The sequence below is a fragment of the Streptomyces sp. NPDC048297 genome (genome assembly GCF_043201585.1).
GTDB lineage: Bacteria > Actinomycetota > Actinomycetes > Streptomycetales > Streptomycetaceae > Streptomyces.
Genome location: NZ_JBICZA010000032.1, coordinates 67,990 through 92,140, shown reverse-complemented (window position 1 = coordinate 92,140; position 24,151 = coordinate 67,990). Strand labels below are relative to the sequence as shown.

Genomic DNA, 24,151 nt, shown 5'->3' with positions numbered 1-24,151 from the left:
AGGTCGGGCAGAACCCAGGTCAGGCAGAACCCAGGTCGGGCAGAACTCAGATCGGGCAGAACCCAGGTCAGGAAGAACTCAGGTCGGGTCCAGGCCGTGGCTGCGCAGCCACGGCAGCGGGTCCACGGCCGCTCCGCCCGCCGGCCGTACCTCGAAGTGCAGGTGCGGGCCCGTGGAGTTGCCCGAGTTGCCCGAGTAGGCGACCGGTTCGCCGGCCTTGACGACCGTACCGGCGGTGACGCGGTAGCTGGAGAGGTGGCAGTACCAGGTCTCCGTGCCGTCCTTGGCCGTCACGATCATCATGTTGCCGTAGGCGCTGTTCCACTTCGTCGAGACGACGCCGTCGGTCGCCGACATCACCGTGGTGCCGTACGAGACGGGGAAGTCGATGCCCGTGTGCACGGACATCCAGTTCACACCCGCCTGTCCGAAGTAGGCGCTGAGCCCGCGCTGCATCACCGGCAGCGCGAACTTGGGGCGCAGCCGCTCCTTGAGCGCGGCCTCCGCGGCGGCCTTCTTCTTCTCCAGCGCCTGCTGTGTCCTGAGGTCGATGCGCTCCTGCGTACGGCTGGCCCGGTCGGCGAAGTCGTCGGCGCCCGCGGAGACCCTCTCGAGCTGGGTGTCCAGCTTGCTGTTGGCGACGGACGGCTTGACCGCGTGCGCGTCCGGGGCGGTCGCGGTGGTGTCCGTGCCGTCGTCGGTCAGGTGGCCGACGGAGGCGGCGGCGATACCGGCGACCCCCATCACACAGGCCGAGGGCACCGCGATGGTCAGCAGCGCGGAGCGCTTGGCAGGCGTACGGCGCCGGGAGCGGGCGGCGCCGCGCGAGCCCGCGGGCCGCACCGGAGCGGCCTCTTCCTGATCCTCGAGCAGCTCGGGGACGACGAGCGTCTCGCCGGTGGCACCCAACTCGTCCTCTTCGGAGGCCGGTTTGAGGGTCGGTTCCGCGAGGTCTTCGTAGGCGACGCCGTCGTAGGGGGTGTCCTGGTGAGACGTGTCCTCGTACGGCGTGTGCTCATACGGCGCGTGCTCGAAGGCGCCGGTCGCGTGCGGGTCGCCGACCTGCTCGAACGTGGCCGTGGCCGACGGGTCGAACGGTTCGGCGAGCTGCTCGTGCTCGACGGCCGTGCCGTCGGCGTTCCACTGCGTGGCGTCGTACGCACCCGTGTCGCCGGTCTGGGCGTCCCAGTACCACTGCTGCTGGGCCGGGTCCACGGCGGCGGTCTGGTCCGGCTGGAGCCAGGCGCTCGTGTCCCACTGACCGCTGACGTCGTTCCCGGTGGGCTGCGCGGGCACCGTCCAGCCGGTGGCGTCGTACGTGCCGGAGTCGTAGGCGGCGTGGTGCTGGGCTGTGTACGGGTCGTAGGCCGGGGACGGGGACGGGGATGAGGCGGTGCCGGTCTGCCAGTGCGTGGTGTCGTAGCTGCCGGTGGTCTGCGCGTCGCCCGGGAAGCCGCCGAAGAGCGGGTCGGTGTCGAAGGATCCGGTGCCGTTCGCGCCCGCCGCGAAACCGCCGGCGTCGTAACCGCCGTACGTGGTGAGGTCGTCGTAGGGGGCTTCCTGCGCTCCGTACGACGCGTAGTGCGCGGACGAGGCGTCGGAAGCCGGACCCGGGGTGGTCATGGTCCCCGAGGGGTGACGGTCGTTCACCAACTTCTCTTTCGCCTCGACAACAGGGGCTGCCAGAGCAGTGCGGTGACTGTACCCGGCGGTATGCGGGCGCGACAATCTTCGGCCGGTTTCGCGTGGGCCGGAAACGGGCATTCGGCCGTGTTTCGGGGGGTGACGGGCGCGACTTTGCCTTTGTGTTCGATGAATGTTCGACGTCGACAGGGGGCCGGATGAGTGCCGGGCGGGTGCTCGTGGGGTGCCGGACGGCATCCAATGACCGGTCCCGTGCCGGTGTTCGCGACTGTCACGCAGGCACCGGGTGACTCTCAAGTCGGCATCGGGTGCCCGTCGGTCCGGGGTCGGTCGGTCCGGGGCCGATCGGCCCTCACGCCACTGTCAGACCACCGGCGAGCAGATCGCCGGGGTGCGGGGCGTCGAGGGCCTCGCGTATGCCGGCCGCGACGGCGGGGTGCACGGGCAGGGCGAGGTGTCCGATGCCGGACACCCGGACGTTCTGCGCGTCCAGGTCGTCATGGTCGATGCAGGCCGCTTCCAGCGGGTCCATCACGGAGTCCAGGTCGCTCCAGAAGCTGACGAACCGCGTACGGCAGCCGGTCGCGGGCCGGGCCAGTTCCTCGAGGACCTCCGAGCCGGGGCGCATCTGCCGCACGATCGGATGGGCGTTGGCCAGCGGCACCGCCCGGGTCCCGGAGTGCGGGGTGCCCAGCGTGACCAGGGTGCGTACCCGCAGGTCACCGCCGAGGCGCTGGACGTAGTACCGCGCGATCAGGCCGCCGAGGCTGTGCCCCACGATGTCGACCCGGTCGCTGCCGGTGCGCTCGCAGATCTCCTCCACGTGCCGGCCCAGCAGTTCGGCCGCGGTGCGTATGTCGCAGGTCAGCGGAGAGTAGTTGAGCGACTCCACCCGCTGTCGACCGTGCTGTGCGAGGCTGCGGCGCAGCAGGACGAAGACCGAGCGGTTGTCGATGAAACCGTGCAGCAGGACGACCGGCGGGCCGGGCGCCACGGGCAGTGGTGTGGTCCCGTCCGGGCCCGGGAGCGCGGCAGGCCGGCGTTCCTGGGTGAAACCGGTCGGATAGAGCAGCAGGTGCCCGGCGAGGATCGCGGCCTCGAGCGCGGTGGCCTTGAGGAGTGTCACGGACAGAGAGGCCAGTCTGCCGGGCCACAGGCTCCGGCAGAGCGGGAGGAAGAGTGGCAGTACCCCGGTGACCTTCATTGGCCGACCTCCTGTCGGCACACGGGGAGGCGGCTCCGTCCCCCGTGTGCCCTGATGTCCCACCGTGTGATTTCCCCCTCGCCGCACACCGTGAAACTGCCGGTTGCGCGATGCTGGAGATAACGTTCGTTCACTTGCCGACGGGTGGCGGAACGTGCCATATGTGCGGTACTTGTCGGTACGGCGGGAGCAGTCGCTTCCGCGGTCGTTCGATGGAGGCAGTGATGGGTGTGGCAGCCGGTCCGATCCGTGTGGTGGTGGCCAAGCCGGGGCTCGACGGCCATGATCGCGGGGCCAAGGTCATCGCGCGGGCCCTGCGTGACGGTGGCATGGAGGTCATCTACACCGGGCTTCACCAGACCCCGGAACAGATCGTCGACACGGCCATCCAGGAGGACGCCGACGCGATCGGGCTGTCCATCCTGTCCGGCGCGCACAACACCCTCTTCGCCGCCGTCATCGACCTCCTCAAGGAGCGCGACGCGGCGGACATCCTCGTCTTCGGCGGCGGGATCATCCCGGAGGAGGACATCGCGCCGCTGAAGGAGAAGGGCGTCGCGGCGATCTTCACGCCCGGGGCGACGACCACGTCGATCGTGGAGTGGGTCCGCGAGAACGTGCGTCAGCCGGCGGCGTCCGGCGGCTGAGTCCCGGCCGGGCGCGGGCTGCCGGTGCCGGGCGGGCTCAACTCCTCGGCCATCGTCGCGCGCAGGCGCAGCGTGGTGACGAGGCGCTGGAAGGCCTCCGCCCAGTAGCCGCCCGCCCCGGGCGACGCGTCCTCCCGTTCGTCGGGTATCGCCAGCAGGCCGTCGAGACGGGCGGCCTCCGACGGGTCCAGGCACCGTTCGGCCAGGCCCATCACCCCGCTGAAACTCCAGGGGTAACTGCCGGCGTCCCGGGCGATGTTCAGGGCGTCCACGACCGCTCGGCCCAGCGGCGCCGTCCAGGGCACCGCGCACACCCCGAGCAGCTGGAACGCCTCCGACAGGCCGTGGGTGGCGATGAACCCGGCGACCCACGCCGCCCGTTCACCGGACTCCAGCGCGGCCAGCAGCTTCGCCCGCTCGGCGAGGGACACCGCGCCGGGACCGCCAGCCTCCGGCGCGGACGGTGCGCCGAGCAGCGCCCTCGACCACTCGGCGTCCCGCTGCCGCACCGCCGCCCGGCACCAGGCCGCGTGCAGCTCGTTCTGCCAGCCGTCCGCCACCGGCAGGCCCACGACCTGCTCGGGTGTACGTCCGCCGAGCCGGTCCGGCCAGGTGGTCAGCGGCGCCGCCTCCACCAACTGGCCCAGCCACCAGGATCTTTCCCCGCGGCCCGCCGGCGGTTTCGCCATGATGCCGTCCCGCTCCATACCGGGGTCGCATTCGTGCGGTGCCTCGACGACGATCGTGGGGGCGTCCCCGGTGCGGTCGACGGCGACGCACGCCCCGGCCCGCACCGCCATCCGCCCGGCGAGCGCGGACTTCGGCAGCGCGGACAGCAACTCGGCCGCCGTGGCACGCACGTTGCGGCTGCGGTCGGTCAACGCCTTTTCCAGGAAGGGCTCGTCCTCGGCGGACAGGCCCGTGCGCAGCGAGTCCAGGAACATCAGCCGGTCCTCCGCCCGCTCTGTGCTCCAGGTCGCGGCCAGCAGGTCGCGTGCGAAGTCGGGCGTACGCGCCCGCAGCGCGGCCAGCAGGGCGACCCGCTCCGCGAACAGACCCTCCTCCCACAGCTTGTGGACCGCGGAGGTGTCCCCGGGGTCCGGCAGGGCCGTGCCGCCGCCGGGCGCCGAACGCTGGGCGAACCGCCAGTCCGGGTTCAGCCTGGCCAGCCACAGCGCGCGCGGTCCCATGAACGCCAGCGCCGCCGGCCGCAGGTCCGTGCGGCCCCGGGCGGCGTCCAGCAGCGCAGGCAACGCCTGCGGCGGAGCCGCGTAACCGTGCGCGTTGGCCACCGCGAGCCACTGCGGCAGCAGCTCCATGAGGTCGGGCGAGGTGCCCCGCCGGCTGCCGCCCCCACCGGACCGGTCCGCCAGCAGCAACGCCAGCCTGCGCGCCGCCGCCTCGGGCAGCGCCGGCCGCGCGTCCTGCGGAGCGGGCTCCGGCCGCCGCGCCGCCCGCCCGGCACGGAGCCCGGCCCGCCGTCGTACGACCGCGACGGCGGCGGCGTCCAGGAGAGCGAGGGGTGCCTCCTGACCGGCCCTGGCCCCGGCCGGGGGGCGTCGGTCGGTGCCGAGGAGGGCGGTGGTGACCAGGTCTTCCCAGGACGACGAGGCGGGCAGACGCGGCTCGCTCGTGGCCGTCGAGGGGGATGGTGCCGTCGGAGTCCCGTGCACGAGGTTCCCTTCCGTTCCGTCGCAGTTGCCGGGGCGGGCCTGGGCAGGCCGGCGATGTGGGTCAGGTCAGTGACGTGGGTCAGGTCAGTGATATCGGGGTGCCCGCGGCCCGGGGCCAGGCGGTGAGCGGGGTGAAGCCGCGGTGCCCGCACTCGCCGAAGACCCTGACGGGGGCGCCGCCGGAGAGGGCGACCAGGCGCCACAGGCCCGGCCGTGAGCGGGCGGACGGGGTCAGCGGAAGCGCCGAGTCCGCCGTGGCGTCGGCCAGTTGCCAGGAGTCGGGCTGCTCGCCCGGCTGCGGTACGACCGCTTCCAGGGTGACCGGGACCGAGTCCAGCCAGGGATCCTCGCGCAGAGCCTCCCCGTAACGGGCCGCCGCCTCGGCCGTGGTCACGCCAGGCGGACGCGTCTCGGCGGGGAGCGGCGGTGCGTGCTGCTCGCCGAGCGCGGCACGCGGCTGACCGGAGCCCGGGAAGACGGACAGGTCCGCGTCCAGGGCCAGACCGACCGGCAGGGACAGCTCGGGCGCACGCCCGGCCGCGCCATAAGAAAGGAGCAGCCGCGTCTCGCCCGACTCGGTGCCGTGCAGCCAGATGCGGCGGGTCGTCAGTTTCGGGTCCGCCGTGTCGTACTGGGCGAGCACCAGCCAGCGGTCGCGCACCGGCGGGCCGTCCGCCGAGGCGGGCAGGCCGAGCCGGGAGCGGACCGTCGCCGCGAGGGAGTCAGGCAGCCCCTCGCGGCGCAGCCAGCCCTGGTCGAGCAGATGCAGCAGCGCGCACTCCTCCAGCAGCCGGGCCGGCCAGCCCGGACCGGACGCCGGTATCGCCCCCAACTCCCGCACCCGCGAGGCCAGTCCGGGGGCCTGCGCGTCGACCATGCGGGCCGCCGTCTCCTCCCACAGGCCGTATGCCGCCTGCTCGGCTGAGGCCAGGCCGCCGCGCAACAGGTCCGCCAGGCGCTGCTCCAGCTCCGTCGCACCCGCCGTGACCCGCTCGGCGCGGCGCTCCGCCCGGCGCCGCGCCGCCTCGGGGTCGGCGGAGGCGGACGCGGGACCGCCGCCGCCCTCCGGCCGTTTGCCCTCAGCCCGCTCGCGTCTGCCCGCGAGCCACTCCTCGGCCCAGTCCGGCGGCTCCGCCACCGCGGGCACCGCGTCGTCCCCGCTCGCCCACAGCAACAGCAGCCCGAGCGCGTGCTTGCACGGGAACTTCCGGCTCGGACAACTGCACTTGTACGCGGGCCCCGCCGCGTCCGCGAGGTCCACCACCGTCTGGTACGGCTTGCTGCCACTGCCCTTGCACAGGCCCCACACCGTCCCCTCCGCGCGACTGCCCGCCCCGGACCACGGCCCGGCCGTGCCCAGTTTGCTTCCCGCTTTGCGCGACGAGGCGTCAGGTGCCAGTGCCAGCACCTGGTCCGCACTCCAGCGCACCCCCTGCTGAGTCATGCCAACGACGTTAGATCCCCCCACTGACAATCGGCCCAGCGAGCGCATCTGTGCTGGTCAGAGCGATTGTCAGTGGCGTGGTGCACCGTTGGTGCCAGAACTCGAACCGGCCGAGCTGGAGGGGGCCTCAGCCATGACTGTGACCGTGGAACCGACGACCGCCGAACCGAACCCGAGCCAGGCGCCGCAGGCGTTGCGGCCGCACGCCGAGCACGCCTTCGCGGCCGAACTCGCCGCGCTCGCCGCCCAGGACGACCGCCCGCGCCCGGCCCGCTGGAAGCTGTCGCCGTGGGCGGTGGCGACGTACCTGCTCGGCGGCACCCTGCCGGACGGCACGGTGATCACCCCCAAGTACGTGGGCCCGCGCCGTCTCGTCGAGGTCGCCGTCACCACCCTGGCGACCGACCGCGCCCTGCTCCTGCTCGGCGTGCCCGGCACGGCCAAGACCTGGGTGTCCGAGCACCTCGCGGCAGCCGTCAGCGGCGACTCGACCCTGCTGGTCCAGGGCACCGCCGGCACCCCGGAGGAGGCCATCCGCTACGGCTGGAACTACGCGCAGCTGCTCGCGCACGGACCCAGCCGCGACGCCCTCGTGCCCAGCCCCGTCATGCGCGCCATGTCGGAGGGCATGACCGCCCGCGTGGAGGAACTGACCAGAATCCCGGCCGACGTCCAGGACACCCTGATCACGATCCTGTCCGAGAAGACCCTGCCCATCCCGGAACTGGGCCAGGAGGTGCAGGCGGTGCGCGGCTTCAACCTCATCGCCACCGCCAACGACCGCGACCGCGGGGTCAACGACCTCTCCAGCGCGCTGTGCCGCCGCTTCAACACCGTGGTGCTCCCGCTGCCGGAGAGCCCCGAGGCCGAGGTCGACATCGTCACGCGCCGTGTCGAGCAGATCGGCCGTTCCCTGGAACTGCCGGCCGCGCCCGACGGCATGGACGAGATCCGCCGGGTCGTCACCGTCTTCCGCGAGCTGCGCGACGGTGTCACCGCCGACGGCCGCACGAAACTGAAGTCGCCGAGCGGCACCCTGTCCACCGCCGAGGCGATCTCCGTCGTCACCAACGGGCTCGCCCTGGCCGCCCACTTCGGCGACGGAGTGCTGCGCTCCGCGGACGTCGCCGCCGGCATCCTCGGCGCCGTCGTCCGCGACCCGGCCGCCGACCGCGTCATCTGGCAGGAGTACCTGGAGACCGTCGTCCGCGAGCGCGACGGCTGGAAGGACTTCTACCGCGCCTGCCGCGAGGTGAGCGTGTGAGCGACGACGAGTCCCCGCGGGCAAGCGGGGAACACAGCGGGGAGCACCCCCTGCACGGCGGGGAGCACCCTCCGCACGGCGGGGCGTACGCGTCCGGACCGCTGCTGCTCGGCGTCCGGCACCACGGACCCGGCTCCGCGCGCGCGGTACGAGCGGCCCTGGACGCCGCCCGGCCCGCCGTCGTCCTCGTCGAAGGGCCGCCCGAGGCCGACCCGCTGATCCCGCTCGCCGCCGACCCCGGCCTGAGGCCCCCGGTCGCCCTCCTCGCCCACGCCGTGGACGAACCCGGCCGCTCGGCCTTCTGGCCGCTGGCCGAGTTCAGCCCCGAATGGGTCGCCATCCGGTGGGCCCTGGAGCACGACGTCCCGGCCCGCTTCATCGACCTGCCCGCCACGCACACGCTCGCGTGGGAGACCGAGGCCGAGGCGGACGCGCGGCAGGGCACAGGCGACGAACCCGACGCCGATCACGACCACGACGACCGCGACCATCACGACGACGGCCGCAACCGCGACCACCGCGACGACGGCCGCAACCGCGACCACCGCGACGACGGCCGCAACCGCGACCACCGCGACGACGGCCGCGACCACGACCCTCACGACGACGACCGCGACCACGATCCGCGTGTCGATCCGCTCGCCGTGCTCGCCGAGGCCGCCGGGTACGACGATCCCGAGCGCTGGTGGGAGGACGTCGTCGAGCACCGGGGGCCCGGACGGCGGGACCCGTTCGCGCCGTTCGCCGCGCTGGAAGAGGCCATGGGGGCGCTGCGGGAGCGGTACGGCGTCGGCGGACGGCAGCGCGACCTGGTGCGCGAGGCGCACATGCGGCTCCAAGTGCGGGCGGCGCGCAAGGAGTTCGGGGACGCGGTGGCCGTGGTGTGCGGGGCGTGGCACGTGCCCGCGCTGCGCGAGAAGGCGACCGTCACGGCGGACCGCGCCCTCCTCAAGGGGCTGCCCAGGACCAGGGCCGACCTGACCTGGGTGCCCTGGACGCACCGCAGGCTCGCCCGCTCCAGCGGCTACGGCGCGGGCATCGACGCGCCGGGCTGGTACGCGCACCTGTTCCGGGTACCGGACCGGCCGGTCGAGCGATGGCTGACCAAGGTGGCGGGACTGCTGCGCGAGGAGGACCGGATCGTGTCCTCCGCGCACATCATCGAGGCGGTGCGGCTGGCCGAGACCCTCGCGGCGATGCGCGGCCGTCCGCTGCCCGGCCTGGGCGAGACCACCGACGCCGTGCGCGCGGTGATGTGCGAGGGCTCGGACGTCCCGCTGTCCCTGGTCTACGACCGGCTGGTGGTCGGCGACGTGCTGGGGGAGGTGCCGGAGACGGCGCCGGCGGTGCCGTTGCAGCGCGACCTGGCCCGGGAGCAGCGCAGGCTTCGGCTCAAGCCGGAGGCGCTGGAACGCGAGCTGGAGCTGGACCTGCGCAAGGACACCGACACCGGCCGCAGCAGACTGCTGCACCGGCTGCGGCTGCTCGGCGTCGGCTGGGGCGAGCCCGCGCGGTCGCGGGAGAGCACGGGCACGTTCCGGGAGACCTGGCGGCTGCGCTGGGAGCCGGAGCTGTCGGTGCGGGTCGCCGAGGCCGGGGTGTGGGGGACCACCGTGCTCGCCGCCGCGACGGCCAAGGCCGAGGCGGACGCGACCTCGGCGGTCGCCCTCGCCGACGTCACCGCGCTCGCCGAACTGTGCCTGCTCGCCGGGCTGCCGGACGCGCTGCCCCTGGTGATGCAGGCGCTCGCCGACCGCGCGGCCCTCGACGCGGACGTCGGCCATCTGGCCCAGGCCCTGCCCGCCCTGGTCCGTTCCCTGCGCTACGGCGACGTGCGCGGCACCGACACCGGCGCCCTGGCCGGCGTCGCCGCGGGCCTCGCCGAGCGGGTCTTCGTCGGACTGCCACCGGCCTGTGCCGGGCTCGACGTGGAAGCGGCGGAGGAGATACGCGGCCACGTGGACGCCGTGCACGGCGCGGTGGGCCTCCTGGCCGAGACCCTGGCCGGCGCCTCGATCACCGCGCACGGAGACCTGCGCGCCCGCTGGCGCTCGGTGCTGCGGACGCTGGCGCTGCGGGACACCGTGCCGGGTGTCGTACGGGGACGTGCGGTACGGCTCCTGCTGGACGAGGGCGAGTGGGAGCCCGACGAGGCGGCACGCCTGATGGGTCTGGTGTTGTCGCCGGGGACGCCGCCCGCCGACGCCGCCGCGTGGATCGAGGGCTTCGTCGGCGGCGGGGGCGGCATGCTGCTGGTGCACGACGAGCGGCTGCTCGGCCTGGTCGACGCGTGGCTGACCGGGGTGCCCGCGGAGGCGTTCACGGACGTACTGCCCCTGCTGCGGCGCACCTTCTCGGCGTACGAGCCCGGGGTGCGCAGAACCCTCGGCGAACTGGTGCGGCGCGGACCGGGAAGTGGCACCGGACCGGGCGACCGGGCGACCGGTCTGCCTGGCCTGCCCGGCTTCGCGGCGGAGCCGGACGCCGGACGCGCCGACGCCGTACTGCCGGTGCTGCGCCTGCTGCTCGGGCTGGACGCGGGCGCGGATCGGGAGGCGGGGGATCCGGAGACGGGGCGTCGGAAGACGGCGGGCCCGGAGTCAGGGGAGCGAGAGACGGTGGGTCGGGAGGTGCCGGCCGGGGAGGCGGCGGCGCCGATGACGACGGACGACAACAGCTGTGCGGGGGTGGGCAGATGACGACCGGACCGAGGCAGGCTGAAGCGAGGAAGGCTGAACCGAGTCTGACTGAAGCGAGTCCGGCTGAACCGAGTCCGGCTGAACCGGGGCTCGTCGAGACCGGCGACCCCGCGCGCGAACGGCTGCGGCGCTGGCGGCTCGTGCTCGGCGGGGACCAGGCCGACGGCACCGGATGCGCGCTGTCCGGCCGGGACGCGGCGATGGACGGGACGCTGGCCGCGCTGTATGGCAAGGCGGACAAGGGGCAGGCGGGCCGGGACCGTTCGGCGGGGCTCGGTGCGTCGGCACCGTCCGTGGCGCGCTGGCTCGGGGACATCCGCACCTACTTCCCCTCCTCCGTCGTCCAGGTCATGCAGCGCGATGCCATCGACCGGCTCGGGCTGGCCTCGCTGCTGCTGGAGCCGGAGATGCTGGAGGCGGTCGAGGCGGACGTGCACCTGGTCGGCACGCTGCTCTCGCTCAACAAGGCGATGCCGGAGACGACGAAGGAGACGGCGCGGGCGGTCGTGCGCAAGGTGGTCGAGGACCTGGAGAAGCGGCTCGCGACCCGCACCCGGGCCACGCTCACCGGTGCCCTGGACCGCAGTGCCCGTACCAGTCGGCCGCGCCACCACGACATCGACTGGAACCGCACCATCGCGGCCAACCTCAAGCACTACCTGCCCGAGTACCGCACGATCGTGCCGGAACGGCTCATCGGGTACGGGCGGGCCGCGCAGTCCGTGAAGAAGGAGGTCGTCCTCTGTATCGACCAGTCCGGGTCGATGGCGGCGTCCGTGGTCTACGCGTCCGTGTTCGGGGCGGTGCTCGCCTCCATGCGGTCGATCGACACACGGCTGGTCGTGTTCGACACGGCGGTCGTCGATCTCACGGACCAACTGGACGACCCGGTCGACGTCCTCTTCGGCACCCAGCTCGGCGGCGGCACGGACATCAACCGGGCGCTGGCGTACTGCCAGTCGCAGATCACCCGCCCCGCCGAGACCGTCGTCGTCCTGATCAGCGACCTGTACGAGGGCGGCATACGTAACGAGATGCTCAAGCGGGTCGCGGCGATGAAGGCGTCCGGGGTGCAGTTCGTGGCGCTGCTCGCGCTGTCCGACGAGGGGGCGCCCGCGTACGACCGGGACCACGCGGCCGCGCTTGCCGCGCTCGGGGCACCGGCCTTCGCCTGCACCCCGGACCTGTTTCCCGAGGTGATGGCGGCCGCGATCGAGAAGCGGCCGTTGCCGATACCGGACACAGCGTGACGCGGTGCGGGAAGGTGCGGAAAAGGGGACATGGGTACTCATCGGTAACAGGGGGTTGCGCAACCTGAGGCGTCCCGTGCGAGGATCGACGCCGCCCGCGTCGTACCCCGTCGCCGTTCCGCCGCACGGGAGGAATCCCCTCTGTTGACCCTGCCAGCCACCCTTTTCGGCACCACCGTGCGCGTGTTGCGTACGGCGGCCGGACGGCGTGTGCTGCAACTGGTCCTGCTGGTCGGGGGTTTGTTCCTGCTCGGCTTCCTCTGCGGTGAGCAGGCGCACGCGGCCGAGGGGACGCCCGTGACCCCGGCGGCGCCGGTGGCACGCGCGGAACACGCGGCGCCCGTGGCCGAGTTGCTGTCGGAGGCCGGGCACCCGGGCAACTCGGACGCCATCGAGGCCGTACAGGGATCGGGCGGCAACACCCTGCGGGCCGTCACCTCACATGTCGTCAGCCCCGTTCTCGCCGTCACCGAGCGGGCGGTCACGCCCGTGCGGACGGTGGTCGACATGACGAATCGTTCCCTCGGCGAGGTCCAGGCGGAGGTTCCGGATCCGGCCGGCGCGCCCGATGTGGGTGCGCCGGGCCTTCCTGAGGTGACCGAGCCGCCGGTGCGGGAACTGCCGGTGCCGGTCGGCCTGGAGCCCCTGCCGGGGAAGCCTGGCGGAGGAACGGCGCACCCGCCGGTGCCGGCGGGCGGTCACCATCAGGGCGCCCACGCCAAGGCTCGTGCCGGCGCCGGTGTCGGCTCCGGTGCTGTGGTCGTACTGCCGTACGCCGCGCCGGGACCGTTCGCGCTCCCGGTGTCGAGCCTGCCCGCGCACCCGGTCGCCCACCGCGTGGGCACCCCCGCCGACGCCCCCGGCCGCCCCGTGCCGGCGCCCACCGGAGACCCGGACGGGGTGCTCGGCAAGCAGGTCGCCGACGGGAACTCGCTGCGGCACGGTGACGCGCAGGCCGTCGCTCCCGCAGGCCGGGCGCCGCTGCGGCTCGTGCCCGGTGCCGCCGCGCCCGTCGACGCGCCGCACACCAGGGAACGGCACCGGGACATCCCGGTCTTCCCCGGCTAGGCAGCAGGGCCGGCCCCCCGTCACGGATCAGCCGTGAGCGCCCACCACGGGCCTGCCGCGCGGGACGTGACAGGTCCGCCCGCCTCTGCCCGTCCGTCCGGACGCCCCGCCACCTCTGTGGCGCGCCGTCTCATCGGCCCGCCACATGATCGGCCCGCCACCTCCCGTGGTCGCGCGGCCCTTCGGCCCTCCAGCCCTCCGGCCCTCCGGCCTTTTGGCTCACCGGCCCTTGGCCCGGCGCTCCCCGGACGGAAACCCCAGCCCTTTCCGAAGCCGTCTCCGGAAGCCGTTTCCGAAGGATTTGACGCACACATGAACAAGAACATCCGTCGTTCGATCGTGATAGCCGCCGGTGTCACCGGTGCGTGGGCGCTCGGCTCGGCCGTTGCCAGCGCCGACGATCTGGCCATGCCGGCCGCCTCCGCGCCGCACGCCGCCCCCGGCAGCACCTCCGTCACGGGCGCCCTCACCAACACCGCCGACGGTGTCGTCACCGACGTCCGGGACACCGTGGCCGGCGTGCCGGGCGCGGTCACCGACCAGCACCGTCGTCTCGTCGAGGGGAACGTCGAGGGGAACACCGTGTCCGGCGCGAAGGTCAGGGGCGGCCAGGCGATCACCGGTGCTCGCGCGGCCCGCGCCGCACAGGCGCGGGTCCGGGCGGACGCGGCGCACGTGCAGGGCCGGGTCGGCCACAGCGCCCACCAGGTCACCCACACGGACGACCGTGTCACCCGCACGACCGCGCCCCTCGCCCACCAGATCGCCCCCTTCGCGCAGGACCTCGCCGGAACCCTCCAGGGCGCCGGTGGCCCGCCGGCCAGGCACGCGGTCGACGGCGCCGAGGGCGTCGCCCGGTCGGTCACCCCGACGTACGCGCAGCAGGCCGTCAGCCATCAGGCCGTCAGCCACCAGGACGTCGACCACCAGGGCAGCGCCAGTCACCAGGGCAGCGCCAGTCACCAGGGCAGCGCCAGTCACCAGGGCTGAGCCCCCTCTCGAAGGCCGAATACCCCGAACGACTTCGTGGGGTCGTCGGGCCCGGACGGCCGAATGCCGTCGGACCGTCCGGGCCGCTCCCCGCGGAGGGGCGAGTGGTCCCCATTGGGGTGGGGATCAACCGCCCCGGGTCCCCCAAGGGCCCGATCAGAGGCCTCACCGGGTCAACCCCAGCCCGGTGAGGCCTCGCCTCTTCCCGGTCGCCCGCCGGGGCACCGACCCAGCTCGCGGCACGCTGTGCCACGAATTCCGGCATCATGTGACAGGTATCACCGCTCGGGTGTGACCCTCGATTTAGGGCCTCCCCTCAAGCGGCGATAACCTGCGAGACGGACATGCCGCGCGCTCGGTCACCGTGTGCGCCTCCCTAGTGACAGCGGACGTCACGTTGCCCTTCGCGGCACGCCCACGCATCCAACGAACCGCGAGATCACTGATAGGGACGGAAGCGCGTGGACCTGTTCGAGTACCAGGCGAGGGACCTCTTCGCCAAGCACGATGTACCGGTGCTGGCCGGTGAAGTCATCGACACGCCTGAGGCGGCGCGCGCGATCACCGAGCGACTGGGCGGCAAGTCCGTCGTCAAGGCGCAGGTGAAGGTCGGTGGTCGCGGTAAGGCCGGTGGCGTCAAGCTGGCCGCCACGGCGGACGAGGCCGTCGCCCGTGCGACGGACATTCTCGGCATGGACATCAAGGGCCACACGGTCCACAAGGTCATGATCGCCGAGACCGCCCCGGAGATCGTCGAGGAGTACTACGTCTCCTACCTCCTCGACCGTGCCAACCGCACCTTCCTCTCCATCGCCTCCGTCGAGGGCGGCATGGAGATCGAGGAGGTGGCGGCCACCCGCCCGGAGGCCGTCGCGAAGACCGCGATCGACCCGATCGACGGCGTGGACGAGGCCAAGGCCCGCGAGATCGTCGCAGCCGCCAAGTTCCCGGCCGAGGTCGCGGACAAGGTCGCCAACGTCCTCGTCACGCTGTGGGACACCTTCATCAAGTCGGACGCCCTCCTCGTCGAGGTCAACCCGCTCGCGAAGGTCGCCTCGGGCGAGGTCATCGCCCTGGACGGCAAGGTGTCGCTCGACGACAACGCCGAGTTCCGCCACGACTGGGACGACCTGCACGACAAGGCCGCGGCCAACCCGCTCGAGGCCGCCGCCAAGGAGAAGAACCTCAACTACGTCAAGCTCGACGGTGAGGTCGGCATCATCGGCAACGGCGCGGGTCTCGTCATGAGCACCCTGGACGTCGTCGCGTACGCCGGAGAGAACCACGGCAACGTCAAGCCCGCCAACTTCCTGGACATCGGCGGTGGCGCCTCCGCCCAGGTCATGGCGAACGGCCTGGAGATCATCCTCGGCGACCCGGACGTCAAGTCCGTGTTCGTGAACGTCTTCGGCGGCATCACCGCCTGCGACGAGGTCGCCAACGGCATCGTGCAGGCCCTGAAGCTCCTCGAGGACCGTGGCGAGAACGTCACCAAGCCGCTCGTCGTCCGTCTCGACGGCAACAACGCCGAGCTCGGCCGGCAGATCCTCACGGACGCGAACCACCCGCTGGTGCAGCGCGTCGACACCATGGACGGCGCGGCCGACAAGGCCGCCGAGCTGGCCCACGCCGCCAAGTAAGCACTCAGGACGAGGACACAACACACCATGGCTATCTGGCTCAACAAGGACAGCAAGGTCATCGTCCAGGGCATGACCGGCGCCACGGGCATGAAGCACACCAAGCTCATGCTCGCTGACGGCACCAACGTCGTGGGCGGCGTCAACCCGCGCAAGGCGGGGCAGAAGGTCGACTTCGACGGCACCGAGGTGCCGGTCTTCGGCACTGTCAAGGAGGCCGTCGAGGCCACCGGCGCCAACGTCTCCGTCATCTTCGTGCCGGAGAAGTTCACCAAGGACGCGGTCGTCGAGGCCATCGACGCCGAGATCCCGCTGGCCGTCGTGATCACCGAGGGCATCGCCGTGCACGACACGGCCGCCTTCTGGGCGTACGCCGGCAAGAAGGGCAACAAGACCCGCATCATCGGCCCGAACTGCCCCGGTATCATCACCCCGGGCCAGTCGAACGTCGGCATCATCCCGGGCGACATCACGAAGCCGGGCCGCATCGGCCTGGTCTCGAAGTCCGGCACGCTGACCTACCAGATGATGTACGAGCTGCGTGACATCGGCTTCTCGACCGCCGTCGGCATCGGTGGCGACCCGATCATCGGCACCACGCACATCGACGCCCTGGCCGCGTTCCAGGACGACCCCGACACCGACCTGATCGTGATGATCGGTGAGATCGGTGGCGACGCCGAGGAGCGCGCGGCCGCGTTCATCAAGGAGAACGTGACCAAGCCGGTCGTCGGTTACGTCGCGGGCTTCACCGCCCCCGAGGGCAAGACCATGGGCCACGCCGGCGCCATCGTCTCCGGCTCCTCCGGCACCGCCCAGGCCAAGAAGGAGGCCCTGGAGGCCGCGGGCGTCAAGGTCGGCAAGACCCCGACCGAGACGGCCAAGCTGGCGCGCGAGATCCTCAGCGCCTGAGCGTCTCAGCTGAACGCAGGCAGGCCCGCCCCGATTTCATGGGGGCGGGCCTGCCTGCGTCTCCGCTCAGCGGCGCCGACCGGGTCCCCGCAGCCACGGCGGCCACACGGCCGACGGGGCTGCGACTCCCCAGGGGCGCGGGGAACCGCGCGGCCGGCCGCACCGGACCCTCACCTGAAGGCCGGCCGCACCGGACCCTCACCTGAAGGCCGGCCGCACCGGACCCGCACCCCACCGCGCCCCCAAACCCCACCGCGCCCCCAAACCCCACCGCGCCCCCAAACCCCACCGCGCCCCCAAACCCCACCGCGCCCCCACCTCACCGCGCCGTCGGAAAGACCCGTTCCGGTCCGCTCCCCGCCTCCCCCCGCAGCTTGGCCCGGAGGGCGACCTCGGCGGAGGACAGCGGCCCCATCGCCGGAGGCACCGGCACCCCACGGACCGCCTGCGCCGGGGCGATCGGCGGTTCGTAGTGGGTCGGCGCGGTCCGCAGCGTCAGCGTCGTCGCCCCGATGATCGTGACGGTGAACGCGATCGCCGCCCGCGTCCAGAAGACGTTCCGCCGCTCACCCACCGTCCGCACCGCCGTCGGCTGAGCGGAGCGCAACCGCTCCGTGGAGGCCAGTTCGGCGAGCCGCCGGTGCAGCGCGGCGGGATCGGCCAGCTCCGGGACACGCGCGGCCACGACCTGCCGCGCCCGGGTCAGCCGTCCGGCGGCGGCCGGCGTGCTCGCCTCCGTCTCCGCCGCAGTCTCCGGCAGGTCGAGCCCGACGCCGTCGTACAGCACGAGCGTGCGCCGGTACGACGGCGGCAGCGTGAGCAGCGCGCTCAGCAGGGCGCGGTCGGCGGGGTCGGCGGGGGGCGGTTCGGGGGAGCGGTAGCGGGGACGGAAGCGGTGCCACGGCGAGAGCGCGTACTCGTACGCCGTCGCCCGCACCCACCCGGCCGGGTCCCGGTCCCGGGCCACCTCGGGCCAGCGCTGCCAGGCCAGTTGGAAGGCCCGCTCCACCGCCTCCCGGGCCAGTTCGCGCCGCCCGGTGAGCAGGTAGCTCTGGCGTACGAGCGCGGGCGCGCAGAACGCGTACAGCGCGTCGAACGCCTGATCGGCTGTCAGCGAGGGCAGCACGGGTGGCGAAGGCACCGCTGGCGGTGAGGGGAGTGCGGGTGGCGAGGACCGTGCGGGTGGCGCGGGCGCCGCCTGTGCCGGTTCCTGACCCTCCGCCGGCTGTGCGAGCGCGGCGAGCAGGCGGGCGTACGCGTCGCGCTGGGGGCCGCCGGGGGCGCTCTTGCCCCGCTCCCACGCGCGTACCGTCGCCCGGCGGACGCCGAGCCGCGCGGCGACCTGAGTCTGCGTCAGCGAACCGGCCTCACGCAGGCGTCGGCGTTCCTTCGGCGGTGGCAGCGGACTGGTGGTGCTCTGCGTCACGACTCACCCCTCCGTGGGAAAAAGTACATAAACATATAATGAGCGACACATCCGGGCTTCGCGTGTTACGCCGGGAAAGCGCGTGTCGTTGGGAGCATGGCGGGCGTGATCCAGCTGACCGCTCGCCGTTCACCGTCCTCGTCGCCCCTGCTGGCGCGGGTGCGCGACCGTTCGCCCGGGTTCGCCGCGAGCCTGATGGGCGGGGTGCTCGCGGCCGGGCTCGGGCTCGGTGCGTTCGCCGCGCTCGTGATGGTGCTGTGGGTCAGTTCGCCGTACCCCGACAGCGGGCCGGGCAGCGCGCTGCACATGGCCACCGCGCTGTGGCTGCTGGCGCACGGCGTCGAACTCGCGCGCACCGACACGCTCTCCGGCACCGCGATGCCCGTCGGCGTGACCCCGCTGCTGCTGCTCGCGCTGCCGGTGTGGCTGCTGTACCGGGCGGGGCGCGACGCGACGGACGCGCCCGACACCCCCTACGGACTCGACGGACTCGACGGCCCGCCACCCGTCCCGGCACGTACGGCGTGGACGGGCGTCGTCCTCGGCTACCTCGGCGTCGGCGCGGCCGTCGCGCTGTACTGCTCAGGCGGCGAACTGCGCCCGGAGTGGGACTGGGTGACGACGTGTCTGCCGTCCGTGGCCGCGGGCGCGGCGGGGGCCGGCGTGTGGTCGGCGCACGGCCGCCCGCGCGAGCCGTTGCTGAGCCTGCTGCTGTCGCTGCTGTCGCTGCCGTTGCCGCCGGGGCCGGTGCGGCGGCGGGTGTCCGAGGGCGAGGCGCGGGCGTGGCTGGGTACGACCGTACGGGCCGCCGGGGCCGGTACGGCGATGCTGGTCGGGGGCGGTGCGCTGCTGCTCGCGGTGTCGCTGGTGTGGCACGGGGACGACGTCCGGGGCGCCTTCCCGCAGCTGACGGAGGGCTGGACCGGGCAGTTCGCGGTCCTGCTGCTCGGCGTCGTGCTGATCCCCAACGCGGCCGTGTGGTCGGCCTCCTACGCCCTCGGCCCCGGATTCGCCCTCGGCACCGGGCACACGGTCGACCCCCTCGCCTCCCACCCCGCCCCGCTCCTGCCCCCGTTCCCGCTGCTCGCCGCCGTACCGGACGCGGGCGCCGGAACCCCGCTCAACTGGGCGGCGGCCGTGGTGCCGGTGGCGGCCGGGGCGACGGTGGCGTGGTTCGTGGCACGGGCGGCGGTGGCGTCCGAGGAACGGCCCCCTGTCGCCTCGGCCGCCTCTAACGCCTCCAACGCCTCGTCCGCCTCGGCCCGCCCGGTGGACGCCCCGGCCCACTGGTCGGCCGGCCGGACCGCCGGCGCGCTGACCCTGGCCGCCCTGCTGAGCGCGGCGCTCCTCACCCTGCTCGCCATGCTGGCGGGCGGCCCGATGGGCGTGGCCGCGCTGTCCCGTTTCGGCCCGCCCGCGTGGCGGACCGGGGGAGCGACGGGACTCTGGATCGCGGTGATCGGCCTGCCCGTGACGCTGACCGTACGGGCATGGCGGCTGCACGGGACGGAGTCCGGGAGCAGGGCGGAGCGAAAGGCTCACAGAACAGCGAGCAGAACCGCGAACACTGCGAGCAGAACCGCGAACGCTGCGAACAGGGCCGCGAACAGGGCGGCCAAGAAGGCGGCCAAGAAGGCGGCGAAGCAGGCGGCCAAGGCGGTCAGGGCAGCCGCGAAGGCCGCCTCGACGGGCGCCGCGATGAGCGAGGCCGAGGCCATGGCCGGGCCGACGGCGAACGCGACCTCGGCCGGCGCCCCACCGTACCCGGTGCCTGCGCCCTTCGCCCCCGAGCCCGCCGAGGACGGCGACCTCTACGACTTCCTCCCGGCCGACGACCCGCACAGCACCCCGTACGACTCCCCGGACGCCACCCTGCACGGCGACGTGTACGCGTCGGCCTGGCAGCACGACGACCTCTCCCGCGCCTCCCGCTGGGCGGCCCTGCGCGAGGCCGCGACGGCTCCGGAGAGCCACGAGCCGGACCTCCTGCCCGACCGGCCCCCACCGCCGGAGCCACCGAGCTGACCCGTCACCGAGGTGTCGCCGAGGCGCCCCCGGCGACGTGTGCCGGCTCCTGTCAGCTGTTGCCGATGTCAGGTGTTGCCGACGCCCAGCATCCCCCGCAGCCCCTTCGGCAGAAGCTGGTCGCAGGACTGCTTGGCCTCGTGGGTGAGGGCGTCGCCGACGCAGGTGTAGTAGTCGCGGTAGACCAGCTGGACGGCGAAGACCGAGCCCACCAGGGTCAGGGTCAGGCAGGCCGCGAGCAGGCCGCCGATGGCCGCCGTCGTCTGCGGCCGGGGGCCCTGGGCCGGGCCGGGTGCGGCCGGTGCGGCGGGTGTGTCCGGGTCGGCGGGGCGGGGCTTGGCACGCAGGGCGCTGATGCCCCAGTACAGGGAGAGCGAGCCGAGCAGCAGGGCGATGTACGTCCAGCCGAACAGCACGAAGAAGACGCCCCACATGCCGGACAGCAGCGCGTACCGGGCGCGCCGCTGGTTGGGGTCCGTCGGGTCCCAGCGCATACGGGATCCGCCCGGACCCGGGCTCTCGGGGCCGCCGCCGGGCCGCTCGCCGAAGCCGCCGGGGGAGCGGCCGGGCTGCTGGTCGCTCCACTGGCCGCCCCACGGGCCGCCGCCGCGCGGGCCGCCCGCCGGGCCGGAGTCCGCGGAGCCCGTAGAGCCTGCGGAGCCCTCAGGGTGCCGCGGCTGCCACGGCTGGTCGGGGCTGCCCTCCGGAGGCGGTGCGAACGGGTTGTCGTCCTGCTGCCGGCCGCCGCGTCCGTCGCCGGTGCCGTCGCCGTCGCGCGGGGCCTCGGGCGGCGAGGCCGGCCGCTCCCGGAGCAGCACGGCACCACGCGCGCCTCCCCGGGCGGGGGGCGAAGGGAACGTGAGGAGTCGCAGGCTGCGATCGGGCATCAAAAGAGCGTCTTCCCCTAGGTGAATACGGCTGTCGCACATGAGCTTCCACCCCGTCAACGCACCGCGTGACGACCGCGTTCCCGAGGCTGTCTCTCCTTGATTCCCTGCGAACGCTACCTTCCGGCCACGCCCCCGTCCCGTGGGGGCCTCCCGGAGTGCCGGTATCGTTGCTGGCGGTCGGCCGCTTCGTAGACTTCCCCGTATACGGGGGCGCGAAGCATTCGTACGACTGTACAAACCGCCGGCCGGACAGACGGTCGGCACCATCGCTTTTCGAGAAAGGGCCCCATCGTGGCCGCCACCCCCCCTGGCCCCGCGGTCAAGCGCCTTGTCGTGCTGGTCTCCGGATCCGGCACCAATCTGCAGGCGCTCCTGGACGAGATCGAGCGCACCGGAGCCGAGTCGTACGGCGCGCGGATCGTCGCCGTCGGGGCCGACCGCGACGGCATCGAGAGCCTGGCCCGTGCCGAGCGGGCCGGGCTCGCGACGTTCGTGCGGAAGGTGAAGGACTACGGCAGCCGGGAGGAGTGGGACGCGGCCCTCGCCGAGGCGGTGGCGTCGTACGAGCCCGACCTCGTGGTCTCCGCCGGGTTCATGAAGATCGTCGGCAAGGAATTCCTCGCGCGGTTCGGCGGCCGGTTCGTCAACACCCACCCGGCCCTGCTGCCGAGTTTCCCGGGGGCTCACGGCGTGCGCGACGCGCTCGCGTACGGCGCCAAGGTCACCGGCTGCACCGTCCACTTCGTCGACGACGGTGTCGACACCGGGCCGATCATCGCCCAGGGCGTGGTCGAGGTCCGGGACGAGGACGACGAGAGCGCGCTGCACGAGCGCATCAAGGAAGTCGAGCGAAGGCTGCTCGTCGAGGTCGTGGGGCGGATCGCCCGGCACGGCCATCGCATTGAGGGACGAAAGGTAGTTATCCAGTGACCGCCACCGCCGAGAGCACCAAGCGGCCCATCCGACGCGCGCTCGTCAGCGTCTACGACAAGACCGGGCTGGAAGACCTCGCGCGCGGGCTGCACGAGGCCGGCGTGGAGCTGGTCTCCACCGGGTCCACGGCCGGCCGGATCGCCGCCGCCGGTGTCCCCGTCACCAAGGTCGAGGAGCTGACCGGCTTCCCCGAGTGCCTGGACGGCCGGGTCAAGACCCTGCACCCGAAGGTGCACGCGGGCATCCTGGCCGACCTGCGCCTGGACAGCCACCGCGAGCAGCTCGCCGAGCTGGGCGTGGAGCCGTTCGACCTCGTCGTCGTCAACCTCTACCCGTTCCGTGAGACCGTCGCCTCCGGCGCCTCGGACGACGAGTGCGTGGAGCAGATCGACATCGGCGGCCCCTCGATGGTCCGCGCCGCCGCCAAGAACCATCCGTCCGTGGCCGTGGTGACGAGCCCCGAGCGCTACGCCGACGTCCTCGCCGCCGCCCAGGCCGGCGGTTTCGACCTCGCCACCCGCCGGCGGCTGGCCGCCGAGGCCTTCCAGCACACCGCCGCCTACGACGTGGCCGTCGCCTCCTGGTTCGCCTCGTCCTACGCCCCCGCCGACGAGTCGGGCTTCCCGGACTTCCTCGGCGCCACGTTCGAGCGCGCGCACACCCTGCGCTACGGCGAGAACCCGCACCAGCCCGCCGCGCTGTACGTCACCGCCGACGGCACCGGTCTCGCGCAGGCCGAGCAGCTGCACGGCAAGGAGATGTCGTACAACAACTACACGGACACGGACGCAGCCCGCCGTGCCGCGTACGACCACGACGAGCCCTGTGTCGCGATCATCAAGCACGCGAACCCCTGCGGCATCGCGACCGGCGCGGACGTCGCCGAGGCGCACCGCAAGGCGCACGCCAGCGACCCGCTGTCCGCGTTCGGCGGCGTCATCGCCGTCAACCGGCCGGTCAGCAAGGAGATGGCCGAGCAGGTCGCGGAGATCTTCACTGAGGTCATCGTCGCCCCGGACTACGAGGACGGGGCCCTGGAGGCCCTCACCACGAAGAAGAACATCCGTGTGCTCAAGGCCCCGAACGGCCCGTGCAACCGGGTGGAGGCCAAGCAGATCGACGGCGGCCTGCTGCTCCAGGAGACCGACCGCCTCCAGGCCGACGGCGACGACCCGGCCAACTGGACGCTCGCCAGCGGCGAGGCCCTCTCCGCCGAGGAGCTGAAGGAGCTGGCCTTCGCCTGGAAGGCCTGCCGTGCCGTCAAGTCCAACGCGATCCTGCTCGCCAAGGACGGCGCCTCCGTCGGCGTCGGCATGGGCCAGGTCAACCGCGTCGACTCCTGCAAGCTGGCCGTCGAGCGGGCGGGCGAGGAGCGGGCGCGCGGCTCCTACGCGGCCTCCGACGCCTTCTTCCCCTTCCCCGACGGCCCCGGGATCCTCATCGCGGCCGGCGTGCGGGCGATCGTCCAGCCGGGCGGCTCGATCCGCGACGAGCAGGTGATCGAGGCGGCGAAGGAGGCCGGCGTGACCATGTACTTCACGGGCACGCGCCATTTCTTCCACTGAGCGGCTGAGTCCCTGAGTGCCTGAGCACCTCACGTACGCCTGAGCGTCGCACACAACGGAAGCGGCCTCCGGTTCCCCCTCGCGGGGGCCGGAGGCCGCTTCCGTTTTTCCGTCCAGTGCCCAGGGCGGCGGATCAGCCCTGGTTGCGGATGACGATCGAGCCGCAGATCTTGTCGGCGAACGTCTGGCGCTTGGCGTCCCACGCCGGCCACAGGTAGCCGAGGTAACAGGGCAGGCCGTCCACGATGTGCGCCAGCTGGCGCACGAACGCCATGCCGCCGCCGAGCGGCTGCCCCGTCTCCTCCTTGAGGGTGCGGATGTTCAGCGCCTTCTTGCCGACGGTCTGGCCGGTCTTGCCCTCCATGATCACCTGCCAGACGAACAGGCCGACCAGGCCGATGAAGCCGATGAGCGAGAGGATCGGGGTGTTCTTGCCCACGGCGATGAGGATGTAGGGCACCGCGTACACGAGCATGTCGACCAGCCGCGCGAGGAAGCGCTGACCCCAGTTGGCGTACGACGGCTGCGCCCCGTACCCCTGCTGCGGGTAGCCCGGGTAACCCGGCTGCTGCGGGTAGCCGTAACCCTGCTGCGGGGGCACGCCCTGCGGGGCCTGCGGGTGGCCGGGCTGCTGCTGCGGGTAGCCGTAACCCTGCTGCGGGTCCTGGGGCTGACCGTAAGGGGAGTTGGGCGAGCCGAAACTCATGGCGGATTCCTCCGATTTGCCTGCGGGGACGACGCGGAAGGCACGGAGGAACGTCACACATCGAGCGGTTTGCCCCCCACCGGACCGCGATACTGCGCCGTTCATCGTTATGGAGAGTCAAGTCGTTGTCCAGCCGGATTCGAGAGGTGTTGTGCAAGTGCAACATCAACG

18 protein-coding genes are annotated in these 24,151 nt (G+C 73.1%); 11 read left to right on the top strand and 7 right to left on the bottom strand.

Going from position 1 to position 24,151, the window contains the following annotated elements:
• Positions 1-78: 78 nt before the first annotated feature.
• Together ACGFYV_RS29340 and ACGFYV_RS29335 are read right to left on the bottom strand one after the other, a co-directional pair.
• Positions 79-1,650 (bottom strand): peptidoglycan DD-metalloendopeptidase family protein, encoded by a 1,572-nt coding sequence (locus ACGFYV_RS29340; RefSeq protein WP_393881515.1) that lies wholly within the window; start codon positions 1,648-1,650, stop codon positions 79-81.
• 346 nt (positions 1,651-1,996) lie between these two features.
• On the bottom strand, positions 1,997-2,848 hold the full coding sequence (locus tag ACGFYV_RS29335) for an esterase/lipase family protein (protein WP_393881514.1): 852 nt from the start codon (positions 2,846-2,848) through the stop codon (positions 1,997-1,999).
• A gap of 224 nt (positions 2,849-3,072) precedes the next feature.
• Between ACGFYV_RS29335 and ACGFYV_RS29330 the strand changes: the two genes are divergently transcribed.
• Positions 3,073-3,495: a cobalamin B12-binding domain-containing protein gene (locus ACGFYV_RS29330; protein ID WP_393881513.1), complete on the top strand. Its 423-nt coding sequence runs from the start codon at positions 3,073-3,075 to the stop codon at positions 3,493-3,495.
• Here ACGFYV_RS29330 and ACGFYV_RS29325 read toward each other — a convergent pair.
• Positions 3,471-5,114 (bottom strand): DUF5691 domain-containing protein, encoded by a 1,644-nt coding sequence (locus ACGFYV_RS29325; protein ID WP_393881535.1) that lies wholly within the window; start codon positions 5,112-5,114, stop codon positions 3,471-3,473. The two genes, ACGFYV_RS29330 and ACGFYV_RS29325, sit on opposite strands and share 25 nt — an antisense overlap.
• 133 nt (positions 5,115-5,247) lie before the next feature.
• A complete protein-coding gene (locus ACGFYV_RS29320; RefSeq protein ID WP_393881512.1) occupies positions 5,248-6,612 on the bottom strand; it encodes an SWIM zinc finger domain-containing protein in 1,365 nt (454 codons plus the stop codon).
• A gap of 133 nt (positions 6,613-6,745) precedes the next feature.
• Here ACGFYV_RS29320 and ACGFYV_RS29315 point away from each other — a divergent pair, with 133 nt between their 5' ends.
• The 7 genes from ACGFYV_RS29315 to sucD all read left to right on the top strand — a co-directional run bounded on the left by ACGFYV_RS29315 (position 6,746) and on the right by sucD (position 16,435).
• Entirely contained in the window at positions 6,746-7,876 is a 1,131-nt protein-coding gene (locus ACGFYV_RS29315; protein ID WP_393881511.1) for an AAA family ATPase, read from the top strand.
• A gap of 50 nt (positions 7,877-7,926) precedes the next feature.
• Positions 7,927-10,575 (top strand): DUF5682 family protein, encoded by a 2,649-nt coding sequence (locus ACGFYV_RS29310; protein ID WP_393881534.1) that lies wholly within the window; start codon positions 7,927-7,929, stop codon positions 10,573-10,575.
• Positions 10,572-11,825, top strand: a complete 1,254-nt coding sequence (locus tag ACGFYV_RS29305) for a VWA domain-containing protein (RefSeq protein WP_393881510.1) — start codon at positions 10,572-10,574, stop codon at positions 11,823-11,825. The genes ACGFYV_RS29310 and ACGFYV_RS29305 overlap by 4 nt, the downstream gene beginning before the upstream one ends.
• A gap of 144 nt (positions 11,826-11,969) precedes the next feature.
• Positions 11,970-12,893: a hypothetical protein gene (locus ACGFYV_RS29300; RefSeq protein WP_393881509.1), complete on the top strand. Its 924-nt coding sequence runs from the start codon at positions 11,970-11,972 to the stop codon at positions 12,891-12,893.
• A gap of 312 nt (positions 12,894-13,205) precedes the next feature.
• Complete coding sequence (locus ACGFYV_RS29295; RefSeq protein ID WP_393881508.1) at positions 13,206-13,883, top strand: hypothetical protein; 678 nt, start codon at positions 13,206-13,208, stop codon at positions 13,881-13,883.
• A gap of 461 nt (positions 13,884-14,344) precedes the next feature.
• Entirely contained in the window at positions 14,345-15,523 is a 1,179-nt protein-coding gene (gene sucC / locus ACGFYV_RS29290; RefSeq protein ID WP_393881507.1) for an ADP-forming succinate--CoA ligase subunit beta, read from the top strand.
• Between the two features lie 27 nt (positions 15,524-15,550).
• The gene (gene sucD / locus ACGFYV_RS29285; protein ID WP_393881506.1) at positions 15,551-16,435 is read left to right on the top strand and encodes a succinate--CoA ligase subunit alpha; all 885 of its coding nucleotides are present in this window, start codon (positions 15,551-15,553) and stop codon (positions 16,433-16,435) included.
• A gap of 319 nt (positions 16,436-16,754) precedes the next feature.
• Here sucD and ACGFYV_RS29280 read toward each other — a convergent pair whose 3' ends face one another.
• On the bottom strand, positions 16,755-17,861 hold the full coding sequence (locus ACGFYV_RS29280; protein ID WP_393881505.1) for a helix-turn-helix domain-containing protein: 1,107 nt from the start codon (positions 17,859-17,861) through the stop codon (positions 16,755-16,757).
• 96 nt (positions 17,862-17,957) lie between these two features.
• Here ACGFYV_RS29280 and ACGFYV_RS29275 point away from each other — a divergent pair, with 96 nt between their 5' ends.
• On the top strand, positions 17,958-19,886 hold the full coding sequence (locus ACGFYV_RS29275; protein WP_393881504.1) for a DUF6350 family protein: 1,929 nt from the start codon (positions 17,958-17,960) through the stop codon (positions 19,884-19,886).
• Between the two features lie 68 nt (positions 19,887-19,954).
• Here ACGFYV_RS29275 and ACGFYV_RS29270 read toward each other — a convergent pair whose 3' ends face one another.
• Positions 19,955-20,773, bottom strand: coding sequence for a hypothetical protein (locus ACGFYV_RS29270; protein ID WP_393881503.1), 819 nt, complete (start codon positions 20,771-20,773; stop codon positions 19,955-19,957).
• A 294-nt stretch (positions 20,774-21,067) separates the two neighbouring features.
• Between ACGFYV_RS29270 and purN the strand changes: the two genes are divergently transcribed.
• Both purN and purH read left to right on the top strand, forming a co-directional pair.
• The gene (gene purN, locus ACGFYV_RS29265) at positions 21,068-21,706 is read left to right on the top strand and encodes a phosphoribosylglycinamide formyltransferase (protein WP_393881502.1); all 639 of its coding nucleotides are present in this window, start codon (positions 21,068-21,070) and stop codon (positions 21,704-21,706) included.
• Entirely contained in the window at positions 21,703-23,274 is a 1,572-nt protein-coding gene (gene purH, locus ACGFYV_RS29260) for a bifunctional phosphoribosylaminoimidazolecarboxamide formyltransferase/IMP cyclohydrolase (protein ID WP_393881501.1), read from the top strand. Before purN ends, purH begins: the two co-directional genes overlap by 4 nt.
• Positions 23,275-23,407: 133 nt before the next feature.
• Here the strand turns inward: purH and ACGFYV_RS29255 are convergent, their stop codons facing one another.
• On the bottom strand, positions 23,408-23,980 hold the full coding sequence (locus ACGFYV_RS29255; protein WP_393881500.1) for an RDD family protein: 573 nt from the start codon (positions 23,978-23,980) through the stop codon (positions 23,408-23,410).
• Between the last annotated feature and the right edge of the window lie 171 nt (positions 23,981-24,151).

Excerpts from the sequence above, each read along its gene's own strand:
- ACGFYV_RS29335 (WP_393881514.1), bottom strand. The coding sequence starts at position 2,848 with ATGAAGGTCACCGGGGTACTGCCACTCTTCCTCCCGCTCTGCCGGAGC.
- ACGFYV_RS29330 (WP_393881513.1), top strand. The coding sequence starts at position 3,073 with ATGGGTGTGGCAGCCGGTCCGATCCGTGTGGTGGTGGCCAAGCCGGGG.
- ACGFYV_RS29320 (WP_393881512.1), bottom strand. The coding sequence starts at position 6,612 with ATGACTCAGCAGGGGGTGCGCTGGAGTGCGGACCAGGTGCTGGCACTG.
- ACGFYV_RS29315 (WP_393881511.1), top strand. The coding sequence starts at position 6,746 with ATGACTGTGACCGTGGAACCGACGACCGCCGAACCGAACCCGAGCCAG.
- ACGFYV_RS29305 (WP_393881510.1), top strand. The coding sequence starts at position 10,572 with ATGACGACCGGACCGAGGCAGGCTGAAGCGAGGAAGGCTGAACCGAGT.
- ACGFYV_RS29295 (WP_393881508.1), top strand. The coding sequence starts at position 13,206 with ATGAACAAGAACATCCGTCGTTCGATCGTGATAGCCGCCGGTGTCACC.
- sucD (WP_393881506.1), top strand. The coding sequence starts at position 15,551 with ATGGCTATCTGGCTCAACAAGGACAGCAAGGTCATCGTCCAGGGCATG.
- ACGFYV_RS29275 (WP_393881504.1), top strand. The coding sequence starts at position 17,958 with ATGGCGGGCGTGATCCAGCTGACCGCTCGCCGTTCACCGTCCTCGTCG.
- ACGFYV_RS29270 (WP_393881503.1), bottom strand. The coding sequence starts at position 20,773 with ATGCCCGATCGCAGCCTGCGACTCCTCACGTTCCCTTCGCCCCCCGCC.
- ACGFYV_RS29255 (WP_393881500.1), bottom strand. The coding sequence starts at position 23,980 with ATGAGTTTCGGCTCGCCCAACTCCCCTTACGGTCAGCCCCAGGACCCG.